Genomic DNA, 13,487 nt, shown 5'->3' with positions numbered 1-13,487 from the left:
TAGATACCGATCATGAACGGAAAAAACCGGGTGGGTAATTCCACCGGTTTTTTATTTTCTGCATCGAGAGACTTCATAAAGTTTGTGTCCAGCGATAAGATGGTATAATCAGGGTAGATAAAAAGAGATAAAAGAAAGGTGAGGCTATGTCTTCGAAAAAAGAAAAATACAGTCAGAAATGGGATCTCGATGTTTTTTTCCCTGGCGGGAGCTCTTCTCCCCAGTTTCGGGAATACCTCGAGGAACTAGAGAGGGATACGACGGATTTTGATGCCCGGATTCGCCAACTACAGAAAAAACCCTCGCAAGATTCAGATGTTTGGTACGGTGTGCTGGAAACCGTTCAGGGTCTTTCCCGCCGTCTGAGTCAAGCGGGGGCTTTTGTGGTTTGTCTTGTGTCCCAGGATGTGAAGGATGAGAAGGCGAAGTTGCTCCGTGGGCGTCTATCCCAGATCGGCGCTGCGTTTAACGCTTCGTTGACTCGGCTGGACCAGCTTTTCCTAGAGATGCCGACCCCTGTGTGGAACTCCTTGCTGGAAGGGTCCCGCTTTTCGCCTATCGCATTTCCCCTGGAAGAAAGGCGCAGACGAGCAGCAGAGAGGCTGCCAGCGGATGCCGAGAGCTTGGCGGGGGATCTGGCCGTGGATGGATACCATGCTTGGGGGGATCTTTATAATTCGATTGTCGGTCGTATGCGAATTCCCTATGATGAAGAAGGACAAACCAAGCAACTCTCCATCGGGCAGGCCTCCAACAAAATGTCCAGCCCCGATCGAAAGGTTCGCAAAGCCGTTTTCCATAGATTAAACGAAGCCTGGGAGAAGGAGGAGGACCTGCTGGCCTCCACGCTGAATCATTTGGGCGGTTTTCGTCTTCAATTGTACCGTCATCGGGAGTGGGACTCGATTTTGAAGGAACCGCTGGACGTCAACCGAATGTCCAGTGCGACCTTATCCACGATGTGGGACGTGATTGACCGCAATAAAGGAAAAATCCTTCGTTTCTTCGAACGGAAGGCAACCCTCCTAGGCGTGGAAAAGTTAGCTTGGTATGATCTATACGCTCCTGTTGCAAAAGAAGAGAGTTCGGTTGGTTATGACGAGGCAGCCTCCTTCATCCTGGAGCAGTTCGCTCATTTTGATCCCGAAATGGCTCGCTTCGCTGAACAGGCTTTCCGGGAGCGGTGGATTGAGGCGGAAGACCGGCCTGGCAAGCGGCCCGGCGGTTTTTGCACCAATTTTGCCGATAGCGGTCAGTCGCGGATCTTTATGACGTTTGCCGGGACAGCCTCCAACATCAGCACTTTGGCCCACGAGTTGGGGCACGCGTACCACCAGCATGTGATGAACGATCTACCCCAGTTGGTGCAACGGTATTCCATGAACGTGGCTGAAACAGCCTCTACCTTCGCAGAATCGATCGTGTCGGATGCATCGATCCGTTCGGCGAAGAGCAAAGAACAGCAAATTGCTTTGTTAGAGGATAAAATCCAGCGTTCTGTTGCCTTCTTTATGGACATCCACGCCCGCTTTCTGTTTGAGACGCGTTTCTATGAAGAACGCTCCCAGGGACTGGTCTCCGGGGAGCGCTTGAAAGAATTGATGGTTCAAGCAGAAAAAGAGGCGTTTAAAGACTCTTTATCAGAGTACCACCCTTGGTTCTGGGCGGCTAAACTCCATTTTTACATCACGGGGGTCCCTTTTTACAATTTTCCCTACACCTTTGGTTATCTGTTCAGTACCGGCCTCTATAGCCGCGCTATGGAGGAAGGTCCTGCCTTTGCGAAGAAATATGTCGATCTTCTCCGTGACACCGGTCGGATGACCGTGGAAGATCTCGCCTACAAACACCTGGGTGTCGATCTAACTCGCCCTGGTTTCTGGCAGGGAGCCATTGATCGGGTTCATCGTGATATCGATCGCTTCTTGGAATTGACAAAGTAAGACTGGGGCCTATCGCTACGGAATTTGGCCCATACGTAAACAACCCCGCGCTCGGCAAATTACCAGGCGCGGGGTTGGGTATTTAGGAGTGTGGATTATTGGTCGTGGAATTGGTTCAAATGGGAATGCTTCCTAGAGTACAAGAAGTAGACGATCATCCCTGCTAAAAGCCACACGCCAAAACGGATCCAAGTCATCATGGACAATTGGAACATAAGGAACAAGCAGACTAAAATGGCTAAGATCGGTAGAAACGGGACGCCTGGGCAGCGGAATGTTCGATTCAAATCGGGGCGGGTCCTGCGTAGAATAATAACCGCGACCGAGATGAGAGCAAAGGCAGTCAGTGTGCCCAAATTGACCAATTCGGCCAGTTGGTGAAGCGGAACAAAAGCACCTAAAAGGCCGGCAGCGAGGCCGATGATCCAGGTGGTCTCGTAGGGAGTCCGGTAATCTTCGTGAATATGGGAAAAGAATTTGGGTAATAGACCGTCACGGGACATGGCGAAGATAATCCGTGTCTGTCCATACAACATGACCAGCATGACGGTGGTCATCCCGAGGAGGGCCCCTAAGCTGACGATGCCGACCAGCCAGTCTTGTCCAGCTACCTGGAGCGCGTAGGCAACCGGGCTGTTTTCATGGCCGGAGAACTGTGAAAAGGGCACGATCCCGACAAGGAAGGCCGCCATCACGACGTAGAGGAGCATACAGATTCCCAGGGAGAAAAAGATCCCCTTTGGTAGGTCCCGCGTGGGGTTCCGCACTTCTTCCGCTGCGGATGCGACGGCATCAAAACCGATATAAGCGAAGAAGACAAGGGCTGCCCCCTGAAAAACACCCGAGAATCCATAAGGGAGAAAGGGGGTCCAGTTGTCCGGTTTGACGTAGCTGAAGCCGACAATGATAAAAAGGAGAATGACCGCTACTTTGATGATGACCATGACATTGTTGAACCGCTTCAATTCTTTAATACCGATGGATAAAAGATAAGTAAGGGCCATGACGATGATAAAGGCCGGTAAATTGTAGTACGTCGTTACTCCTGGTATGGAACCCGGAGCTGCTGTCATCTCTCGAGGCAGTTCCATACCGAATCCTTTGAGAAGAGATTGAAAATAGCCTGACCATCCTGCGGCAACGGTACTGACTGACAGTAAATATTCGAGCATTAGGTCCCAACCAATGATCCAAGCAAACATTTCCCCTAGAGTGGCGTAGCTGTATGTATAGACGGAACCCGACACCGGAACGGTGGAAGAAAATTCCGCATAGGCAAATGCCGCCAAAGCACAAGCTACCCCCGCTAGAATGAAGGAAAGCATCATTCCTGGGCCGGCGGTAGTAGCACCGACCCCTGTGAGAACGAAAATCCCTGTACCGATGATGGCTCCAATCCCCAACATCGTCAGATCCCAGGTATTCAACTCCTTTTTCAATGAGGGTCCTTGCTCCGCTGCGAGGATGATATAAGCGATGTTTTTTTTGCGGAACAATCCGCGCTCGGTTTTTTGAACTTCCATTGGGATCACCTCCATCATGGATGTCAGGATCATCCCTTCTCTTGCCCAATCTGGCTCATCTGTTGGGCTTCCCTACCTCTCGCTCGGCAGCAGTTAGCAGCCGAGTTCATTTCCCTTCGGGTGAGATCCATCAGATAGACATGATTTCCATTGCAAACAGAAGGGACATCCTATGTAAACTGCCTCTCCGCTGTAATGGTAGGGTTTCTCGCTTCATCGAATCTTCTCCACGAGCATCATTTTTCAATACGGTACATGTTGGGACAAGAACGCTTGCTATCAACCTCCTTAAAAGGAAGGATGCTCGCTGCATTTCCTAAAAATTAAGTATAATATAAATTTAGACGTTTGTCCTATGGAAAATGATAACATGCTCCATAAGAAGCACCCCATGAGGTTTACCGAAAGCACATCAAGAGCGTGGGAACCGCGCTCTTGATACGTTAAGGGAGATCCCATTCCACCACCGCGCAGTGATCGACATCCCGGTTCCCTCCAGTGAGAGCCCGGATCACCATACCGTGACAGACGATGATCACCTTTGAATGAATCCGGTAGCGGTCGATGACACTCTGGGCCCTTTGGGTTACGTTTTCCATCGTTTCCCAGGGGCGCTCTTCCCCATTGGGATAGGAGCCTTGGTGACGGTAAAAATCGTCTCGTAGCTCCTTCAGTTTTTCGAAGGAATCGTAGGAAAGGGATCGATCCGGCACCCATTCATGCAAGTCGTACTCGACGGTAATCGGTAAATCTCGTCGGCGGCTGATGATCGCTGCTGTCTGAATGGCCCGGGTGTATGGAGAAGTAAGAATTAACTCCACTTCCGCGAAACGAGGGTCCCTCGCGGCCAATTCCGCTTCTCGTTCTCCTTTCTCGGATAAGGGAACTAGATCGCGTTGGACGCCGACTAGCTTTCGCTCCTCCGTCAAGGCCCAGTAGGGTTCTCCGTGTCTAACCAGATAAAACCGTGTCACCTGTATTCCCTCCTATCACGATGATATCACGTCTTGGTTTCGGTAGTGTTTCTCATTTCGTTTACCGCCGGCCAAAGGGGCCCATAATTTCCGTCGGATGACGGCGTGATCGATGAAAAACCTGATGAGGTCCGTTTTTTTGGTACAATAAAAGAAAGCGTTTTTTATCCTGAGGTGAGGTGTCAGCTTGGAAGTAGAAGCGATGGAGAGAAAAAAGCAACATAAAAAATTGAGTATCCCTAAGATCTTGAAGCGGGGCATCCTTATCTTGATCGGCGCGGGATTGGTTGCTGTCGGGCTGGAATTGTTCCTGGTACCCAACAATGTTATTGACGGCGGAGTGGTGGGAATCTCCATTATTCTCTCCTATCTGGCTGGAATCCCCCTGGGTGTGTTGCTCTTTTTCCTCAACTTGCCCTTTTTTTTCGTCGGTTACCAACAAATCGGTAAGACCTTTGCCCTCTCCACGTTATTCGGCGTGGTTGTCATGTCTGTGGGAACGGAGCTTCTCCATTCGGTAGAACCGGTAACAGATGATCCGCTCTTGGCTTCGGTTTTTGGTGGAATCGTTCTGGGGATCGGTGTTGGACTGGTTATCCGATATGGCGGATCGCTAGATGGAACGGAAATTCTGGCTATCCTTTTCAATAAGCAGCTACCCTTTTCTGTTGGCCAGACCGTCATGGTGTTCAATATCTTCATCCTGGGCAGCGCCGGTTTCGTTTTTGGCTGGGATCGGGCGATGTATTCATTGATCGCCTATTTTATCGCCTTTAAAACGATTGATACAACGATGGAAGGGTTTGATGAAACGAAATCGGCCTGGATCATCAGCGACCAGTACGAAGAAATCGGAGATGCGATTTTGCACAGACTCGGTCGCGGGGTAACCTACTTAAGAGGAGAAGGGGCTTATACGGGAGATGACAAAAAAGTCATTTTCTGCGTTGTCACCCGTTTGGAAGAGGCGAAACTGAAATCCATCGTGGAGGATATCGATGATGAGGCGTTTCTGGCTGTAGGTAATCTAAATGAGGTAAAAGGCGGGCGCTTTAAGAAACGAAATATTCACTAGGGAAAAAGGATACGAGACAGATTCTATTGGCACCGAAGTCTTCGGTGCTGTTTTTTTATCCGACGGGAATTCAGTAAATCCGTCTCATTTCGAGTATCCATCCTGTTTCTAGGTGATAGTAACAGAAGATGAGCCAGTGGTTCCATTAGAAAAACCGCCCTAAAAAGGGCGGTTATACGGAGGAATCCGTATCAGCATCGGCGGAAGAGGATTCGGAAGCAGGGCCGGTTGACTCCTCTTTCCGTACAAACCAACCTCCGTCGATTGGTTTGTATAGGTGCCGATTTTTCCGGTGCAGGGGGCAGAAATTACATCGTCCCCCCGGACGTTGCTTGTAGCACTCGATGCACCGGATCGGTTTCATTCGCCGGCCAGTTTATCGGCGAAGGCACGGGCATAAGGAGCTAGGTCCGGCGGGCGGCGACTGGAGACGAGATGGCCGTCGACAACTACCGGTTCATCCACCCAAGTGGCTCCGGCATTGGTCATATCGTCTTTGATTCCTGGGGTAGAGGTTACTTTCTTCCCCTTCAGGATCCCGGCGGAGACCAACACCCAACCCGCGTGGCAAATCTGACCGATGGGTTTTTGGTCCGTGTCGGCTTGACGGAGGATGTCTAATACCTCGGGATAGCGCCGGATCTTATCTGGAGCCCATCCTCCGGGAACGAGGACACCGTCGTAATCGTCGGCGGATAACTCGGCGTAGGCTTTATCTGCCACTGCAGGGACACCGTATTTCCCATGGTATGCCTTCCCCGCTTCCGGAGCGGCGAGGTGTACCTCCGCTCCTTCTTCTCGCAGGCGGATGACCGGGTACCACAACTCCAGGTCTTCAAATTCGGCATCGACGAAACAAACCACTTTTTTCCCTTTCAGACGCATGAGCGCGAAGACCTCCTCCATTTCAAGTTTGCCGCCTGTTTTCGGCGACTGGGACTCCGTGTATACATAAAATATATCAAAAGCGCGGATGCCTTGAATCCTGTAGTTCCTTGATATAGAATGGAATGAGAATCAGGTGATAATCAGTCTAAAAATCATCCGGCGGTTCACCTGTATCGAGCCTTATCGTAACATAACCATTTCCACCTGCAAACGGTAAAAGATTTTCCGTTTGAGTATGAAGGTGAAGAGAATATGGAGGAATGTAAAGATGTCGACGGCTCCCAAGCTGACCATAAAAGATCTTCACGTGGCCATCGAGGAGAAAGAGATCCTCAAAGGGGTAAACCTGGAAGTGAAAGGCGGCGAAATTCATGCCATCATGGGGCCCAACGGGACGGGTAAATCTACCCTGGCTCAAGCTTTGATGGGCCATCCCCGCTATGAGGTAACCCAGGGGGACGTCACCCTGGATGGGGAAGACGTGCTGGAGATGGAAGTGGACGAACGGGCACGAAAAGGTATTTTCCTAGGTATGCAATATCCCTCTGAGATCAACGGGGTGACCAACTCCGACTTTCTTCGCAGTGCCGTCAACGCCAAGCGCGGCGAGGGAAACGAAATCTCTATCATGAAATTTATCAAGCAGCTGGACAAAAAGATGGACCAGTTGAACATGGATGAATCCTTTGCCAACCGCTATCTGAATGAAGGGTTTTCCGGTGGGGAGAAAAAACGGAACGAAATTCTGCAGCTCATGATGTTGGAACCTCGTATTGCTATTCTGGATGAAATCGACTCTGGGTTAGATATCGACGCCCTGAAAGTGGTTGCTGATGGGGTGAACAACCTTCGTAATCCGAACACCGGATTTCTCATTATCACCCACTATCAACGTCTGTTGAACTATGTAAAACCGGACTTTGTCCATGTCGCTATGCAGGGGCGCATCGTTAAATCTGGTGGTCCTGAACTGGCTGAACGCTTGGAGTCTGAAGGGTATGACTGGATTAAAGAAGAACTGGGCATCGAAGACGAAACCGTCGGCCAACAGGCTTGAGCGGGGGAGGGTCCGATATGAGCGTCCATACCGAACAACTTTTTAACCGTCAAACTGTTACCCAACTTTCCCAGTCTTTCCAAGAACCCGAATGGTTGCTTCAGAAGCGTTTGGCCGCTTCGGATGCCGTCTCCCACCTTCATTTGCCCAAACTGGAGAAGACGCGCATCGACCGGTGGAACTTCACTGGATTTGAGCCTTTTAAAGCGGAAGAGGCCGTCGCCAGTGCCGATGCCCTTCCGGATACGATCCGGCAGTTTATTTCTGTCGAGAAGGATGACAATGTTTTTGTCCAGAAAAATTCCAGCCCCGTGTTCAGCCAACTGGCCGATTCTTTAAAGGAACAAGGGGTCATCTTTACGGATCTGGCTACGGCTGCCCGTGAACACGGTGACTTGTTGCAAAAGTATTTTCTCACAGAGGCGGTAAATCCCGAAGAACATAAGCTTACCGCCCTTCACACTGCACTTTTCAGCGGAGGACTTTTCCTCTATGTACCGAAAAACGTACAAGTGAAACTTCCCTTCCAGATTCTTTTCTGGGCGGCCGGTAAAGGAATCGGCACTTTCCCGCATCTTCTGGCCGTTGTGGAAAGAGGCAGTGATGTCAATATCATCGCTAACTACGGTTCCGAGGAAGACAGTGATGCCGTCATCAATGGGGCGGTAGAAGTGTTTGTCGGGGATAACGCTCGTCTCCGGATCGCCACGCTGCATACCCAGGGCAAAGAAACGACGGAATCGGCTTATCGCCGGACCATAGTGGGCCGAGATGCCCATCTGGAGTGGATCGTGGGTGACTTGAACGCAGGTCGTACCATCTCCGACAACACGACCCACATGAAGGGAGCCGGTTCCAACGCCCAGATCAAATCGATTACCGTCGGTTCAGGGGAGCAACGTTCCAACATTACTTCTACGGTCCGCCACTGGGGGACCCATACCGAGAGCGACATCGTCGCCCGCGGGGTGATGCTGGATTCCGCTCAGACGATCTTGAACGGGGTAACTAAGATCGAGAAGGGTGCTACCAAAGCCAATGGCGTGCAAGCGGAAAAAGTCCTTATGCTGAGTGAGCAGGCGCGGGGCGATGCCAATCCGATTCTCCTGATCGACGAAAACGATGTTCAGGCGGGTCATGCGGCCAGTGTCGGCAAAATCGACCCCATCCAGATGTTCTACCTGATGTCTCGTGGGCTGACCCGGCGGGAAGCGGAACGGCTGGTCATCTTCGGGTTTGTTGGCCCAGTATTGGATACGATCCCCTTTGATTCACTCCGTGACCGGCTTGTCGGTGTCATTGAGAGGAAGCTGGGATCATGAACCGTTATGCCAAGGATTTTCCGATCCTCGATCAGGAAGTAAACGGGAATCCGCTTGTATATCTTGACAGTTCTGCCACCTCCCAAAAGCCGATTCAGGTGATCGAGGCGGTGGAAAGCTATTATAAAGAGATCAATTCCAATGTTCACCGTGGTGTACACACCTTGGGTTCCAAGGCGACAGACGCCTACGAGGGCGCCCGTGAGAAAGTCCGCCGCTTCATTCATGCTGACTCGACTCGGGAGATTGTCTTTACCCGAGGGACCACTACTGCCCTCAATCTTGTCGCTTCCAGCTATGCCCGGTCTAAGCTGACTGAGGGGGATGAAATCCTGATTTCCCCCTCGGAGCATCACAGCAATCTAATTCCGTGGCAACAGGCTGCCAAAGCCACAGGTGCTGCGTTGAAATACTTTGATTTGGAGCCGGATGGAACCCTGAACTTAGAGAAGGCGAAAGTGGCGATCACCAAGCAGACCAAAGTGGTGGCCATCGCCCAGGTTTCCAACGTTCTCGGAACGGTCTTTCCGATCAAGGAATTGGCGGAGGTGGTCCATGCCCAAGGCGGCGTCATCGTCGTAGACGGGGCCCAGAGTGCTCCCCATATGAAAGTGGATGTACGGGATCTCGACTGCGATTTCTTTGCTTTCTCCGCACACAAGATGATGGGACCGACGGGGATCGGCGTCCTTTATGGCAAAGAGTCGCTCCTGGAGGCTATGGAACCCATCGAATTTGGTGGCGAAATGATTGACACCGTCGATCTCTACGAATCAAATTGGAAGGAACTTCCTTGGAAGTTCGAGGGGGGAACCCCAATCATCGCTGGTGCTGTCGGACTGGGAGCGGCCATCGATTATCTAGAGGCAGTGGGTATGGAGGAAGTGGATGCCCACGACCGCCGTTTAGCGGCCTACGCTCTGGAACGCCTGGATGAATTGGAGGGCGTCACGATCTACGGACCCCGGGAGAACCGGACCGGCCTCGTCACTTTCAATATCGACACGGTCCATCCCCACGATGTGGCGACGGTACTGGATGCTGATGGAATTGCCGTCCGGGCTGGCCACCATTGCTGCCAGCCCCTGATGAGGTGGTTGGATGTCACTGCCACCGCACGGGCAAGCTTCTATCTGTACAATGATGAAGCCGATGTCGATCGCTTGGTTCAGGGGTTACAAAAGACGAAGGAGTATTTTGGCAATGTCTTTAGATGATCTGTACCGGCGCGTTATTATGGACCATTACCAACAACCCCGGAACCGCGGCCGGATTGAGGATGGTGCTGTCACCGTCGATCTGAACAATCCGACCTGCGGAGACCGGATCTCTGTGCAGATGCGCGTAAAGGATGATACAATTAAAGAAGCCAAATTTTTGGGTGAAGGTTGTTCCATTAGTTTGGCATCCGCCTCGATGATGACGGAGGCGGTCAAAGGATTGTCCGTGGATCAGGCCTTGCAACTCGTGGATCTCTTTTCCCGCATGATGCAAGGGGAGGACGTGGATACCGAGGAGTTTCCCCTTGAAGATATTGAAGCCCTGCAAGGGGTAGCCAAGTTTCCCGCACGGATTAAATGTGCCACCCTTGCATGGAAGGCTCTGGAGAAAGGCGCCAAGGGACCAACGGACGACCGTTGATTCCACCCTGAAGGAGGGATGTACCATGGCGAAGCAAATGCCCGAAATCTCGGATTATCAATATGGCTTCCACGATAAGGACGTCTCCGTCTTTCGTTCCAAACGAGGACTGACCCGTGAAATCGTGGAAGAGATCTCCCGTATGAAAGAAGAACCCCAGTGGATGCTGGACTTCCGTCTTAAATCCCTGGAACAGTTTTACAAGATGCCGATGCCCAGTTCCCAGAATTCCAAATGGTTCTCTATCCTGCCTGGTAAACTGGACGATTTGAATTTTGACGATATCACTTACTATGTAAAACCGTCAGAGCGCCAAGGCCGCAGCTGGGATGAAGTGCCGGAGGAGATCAAGCACACCTTCGATCGCCTCGGAATTCCAGAAGCCGAGCAGAAGTTCTTGGCCGGTGTCTCTGCCCAGTATGAATCAGAAGTGGTTTACCACAATATGCAAAAAGAGCTGGAAGACCAAGGGGTCATCTTCTGCGATACCGATACGGCAGTCAAAGAATACCCCGAACTGGTCAAGGAATATTTCGGCACCATCGTTCCCCCGTCGGATAACAAATTCGCCGCCCTGAACAGTGCCGTCTGGAGCGGCGGAAGCTTCATTTACATCCCTAAGGGGGTTAAATGCGAAGTGCCGTTGCAGGCATACTTCCGAATTAATTCCCAGAACATGGGGCAGTTTGAACGGACGTTGATCATTGCTGACGAAGAATCCTTCGTCCACTATGTCGAAGGTTGTACAGCGCCGATCTACAGCACGAACTCGCTGCACAGCGCCGTTGTGGAGATCATTGTCAAAGATCATGCCCGGTGCCGCTATACCACCATCCAGAACTGGGCTCCCAACGTCTACAATCTGGTTACCAAACGGGCTGTCGCTGAAAAAGGAGCCCATATGGAATGGGTGGACGGTAATATCGGGTCGAAACTGACGATGAAGTACCCCGCCGTGATCATGAAAGGAGAAGGCGCCAAAGCAGACGTCCTCTCCATCGCAGTGGCCGGTAAGGGTCAACACCAAGATGCCGGTGCCAAAGTGACGGCCTTGGCTCCCAACTGCACTTCCACCATCGTCTCCAAGTCGATCTCCAAACAGGGTGGGAAAGTGACGTACCGAGGACTGCAGAGTTTTGGCAAGAAAGCAGCAGGTTCTAAGGCCAAAATCGAGTGTGATACGCTGATCCTGGATGATCAGTCCACCTCGGATACGATCCCTTACAACGAGATCAAGACCGATGACATCACCTTGGAACACGAAGCGACGGTTTCTAAGGTGTCTGAGGAGCAGCTCTTCTACCTGATGAGCCGCGGCCTCTCCGAAGAAGAAGCGACCCAGATGATCGTGATGGGCTTCATTGAGCCCTTCACCAAAGAACTACCGATGGAATACGCGGTTGAAATGAACCGCCTCATCAAGTTTGAGATGGAAGGCTCCATCGGTTAAACCGTACCATTTTCAAACCCAGCCACATACGGCTGGGTTTTTTTGTTTTGAAACCTTACATTTTTGTAAGGTTTGTTTCATTGTTATGTCATGATTGTTAAATATTAGACTGGTATAATGATTTTAGATGATAAAAAGAGAAAAGAGGTGTGTCATAGTGAGAAAAATATTCGCAGTCACTTTAAGTATAGGATTATTGTGCACTGGATTGCCGGGGTACACAGCGGAAGCGGCCTCCTATGACGGGACAGACCCTGTAAAAACCGGATGTTCGAAGGATGCCGTCACGATACAGCATCATACGGTTGGCAATTCCAAGCTGGAGTTGCGCCGGAGTCAAACCTGTAAAACGGTCTGGTCCCAGTTGATTCTCAACAGTTCTGGTATGGGAACCGATGTTGGCAACGTGACAGTCAAACGACAATCCGATTCGAAATCATACCAAACCTCCTTCCTACACAAGCAAGGCAGCAAAAAATGGATTTATACGCGGCAAGTCATGGAAAGCTCTCCTGTAGGAGCCCATGCAGTCATCGGTTACCAAGAAGACGGTCATGATTTAGGGGACCCGTTGGAGCTTACCGTTTCTGCTGTTCGTAAAAATAAGGCACCAAAGATCCAGTTAGCTGCCGATTTTTCGAATCTGACGATCCGTATCCAGCCAACGTATAAGGCCCGCCTTCAATCCGCTATCCAATACGTAGAAACTCAGATCCTGCCTGATATGGCCGAGAAATATGGTAACCCTATGCATCTCAAACGAATCAATATGGTTGTTCGGGAAGGCTTGGAGGCGGACAATGTTGCAGAAGCATGGGATGACTATATCGCAATTTCTTATCATAAAACCAAGGGTTATTCGGAAAACAAATTAAGGGATATTCTTATTCATGAAATTCACCATCTATTGGCGAGTGATAAGAACATGCCGGTGGATGATAAACCTGCCGTTTGGCCCCACTGGCTGGATGAAGGGTTATCCCATCATGCGATGTTCACCTATGCAAAACGGTACGGCGGGGCTACACAAGCGAAACTGCCGTCCAGAAAGCAGATTGTCGAACACCCTTTTAAACATGCGTTTACAGGCGGGTACGAGGATGCGACAGCCTTTATTCAATTCTTGGAACGGAAATCACCGGGTACCATCCGTTTCTTTTACTCGATGAAGCAAGGGGACAACTTTGAGCGGGAATTTAAGAAGCGGTTCAAGCAAGATCCAGCAGCTCTTTGGTACCAAGAATTCCTAAACAAGAAGTCCGGCACTTTCTTTTCAGCCAAAGGAAAAGAAACGGCAGAAGCCCGAACCATGGAGCAAAAGGTTAAAAGGATCATTCAAAAAGACCTAGCATCGTATGTAAAGAAAAAACAACTGTCCTCGCCCGTTTATCTTCACGTCACTTTTGACCGCAATACCGGTAAAGTCGTTGTTCGTATGGTCAGTTCAAGTTCGGTCCATGTGACCAAAATCAAGAACAGCGATATCCGGAAGTGGCTGAAAAACAAACAGGTCACCAACGTTTACGGAGAAAAGGTGAAAGCGGAAGAGTATATTCTGGACAAATTCTATAACCAGTAGGGAAGCATGGAGGGGCACGGTGGATGAATCGGAGG

The 13,487-nt window shown here is 50.6% G+C and carries 11 protein-coding genes; 8 read left to right on the top strand and 3 right to left on the bottom strand.

The features are described 5' to 3' along the window. The first annotated feature begins 146 nt into the window (after positions 1-146). A complete protein-coding gene (locus tag ACFOUO_RS05440) occupies positions 147-1,943 on the top strand; it encodes a M3 family oligoendopeptidase (RefSeq protein WP_380702939.1) in 1,797 nt (598 codons plus the stop codon). A 95-nt stretch (positions 1,944-2,038) separates the two neighbouring features. Here ACFOUO_RS05440 and ACFOUO_RS05435 read toward each other — a convergent pair whose 3' ends face one another. Continuing rightward, complete coding sequence (locus ACFOUO_RS05435; RefSeq protein ID WP_380702937.1) at positions 2,039-3,466, bottom strand: amino acid permease; 1,428 nt, start codon at positions 3,464-3,466, stop codon at positions 2,039-2,041. A 443-nt stretch (positions 3,467-3,909) separates the two neighbouring features. Next, positions 3,910-4,440: a histidine phosphatase family protein gene (locus ACFOUO_RS05430; protein ID WP_380702935.1), complete on the bottom strand. Its 531-nt coding sequence runs from the start codon at positions 4,438-4,440 to the stop codon at positions 3,910-3,912. A gap of 202 nt (positions 4,441-4,642) precedes the next feature. Between ACFOUO_RS05430 and ACFOUO_RS05425 the strand changes: the two genes are divergently transcribed. Further along, entirely contained in the window at positions 4,643-5,515 is an 873-nt protein-coding gene (locus ACFOUO_RS05425) for a YitT family protein (RefSeq protein WP_380703275.1), read from the top strand. Positions 5,516-5,875: 360 nt separating this feature from the next. Here the strand turns inward: ACFOUO_RS05425 and ACFOUO_RS05420 are convergent, their stop codons facing one another. After that, positions 5,876-6,400 carry a type 1 glutamine amidotransferase domain-containing protein gene (locus ACFOUO_RS05420; protein ID WP_380702933.1) on the bottom strand — a complete coding sequence of 175 codons (525 nt, stop codon included), beginning with the start codon at positions 6,398-6,400 and terminating at the stop codon, positions 5,876-5,878. Positions 6,401-6,671: 271 nt separating this feature from the next. Between ACFOUO_RS05420 and sufC the strand changes: the two genes are divergently transcribed. The 6 genes from sufC (at position 6,672) to ACFOUO_RS05390 (ending at position 13,452) form a co-directional block, all read left to right on the top strand. Continuing rightward, positions 6,672-7,460 (top strand): Fe-S cluster assembly ATPase SufC, encoded by a 789-nt coding sequence (sufC, locus tag ACFOUO_RS05415; RefSeq protein ID WP_380702931.1) that lies wholly within the window; start codon positions 6,672-6,674, stop codon positions 7,458-7,460. A 17-nt stretch (positions 7,461-7,477) separates the two neighbouring features. Further along, on the top strand, positions 7,478-8,782 hold the full coding sequence (gene sufD, locus ACFOUO_RS05410; protein WP_380702929.1) for a Fe-S cluster assembly protein SufD: 1,305 nt from the start codon (positions 7,478-7,480) through the stop codon (positions 8,780-8,782). Further along, on the top strand, positions 8,779-9,999 hold the full coding sequence (locus ACFOUO_RS05405) for a cysteine desulfurase (RefSeq protein WP_380702927.1): 1,221 nt from the start codon (positions 8,779-8,781) through the stop codon (positions 9,997-9,999). Before sufD ends, ACFOUO_RS05405 begins: the two co-directional genes overlap by 4 nt. Beyond that, on the top strand, positions 9,986-10,423 hold the full coding sequence (gene sufU / locus ACFOUO_RS05400) for a Fe-S cluster assembly sulfur transfer protein SufU (protein WP_380702925.1): 438 nt from the start codon (positions 9,986-9,988) through the stop codon (positions 10,421-10,423). The genes ACFOUO_RS05405 and sufU overlap by 14 nt, the downstream gene beginning before the upstream one ends. 25 nt (positions 10,424-10,448) lie before the next feature. Beyond that, positions 10,449-11,873 carry a Fe-S cluster assembly protein SufB gene (gene sufB, locus ACFOUO_RS05395; protein ID WP_380702923.1) on the top strand — a complete coding sequence of 475 codons (1,425 nt, stop codon included), beginning with the start codon at positions 10,449-10,451 and terminating at the stop codon, positions 11,871-11,873. Positions 11,874-12,030: 157 nt separating this feature from the next. After that, on the top strand, positions 12,031-13,452 hold the full coding sequence (locus ACFOUO_RS05390; RefSeq protein WP_380702921.1) for a DUF2690 domain-containing protein: 1,422 nt from the start codon (positions 12,031-12,033) through the stop codon (positions 13,450-13,452). Positions 13,453-13,487: the final 35 nt, after the last annotated feature.

Origin of the sequence: Salinithrix halophila (assembly GCF_042650125.1) — a bacterium.
GTDB lineage: Bacteria > Bacillota > Bacilli > Thermoactinomycetales > DSM-45169 > Salinithrix > Salinithrix halophila.
Note: the sequence above shows the minus strand (reverse complement) of the source record. Positions and strands in the feature narration are given on the sequence as shown.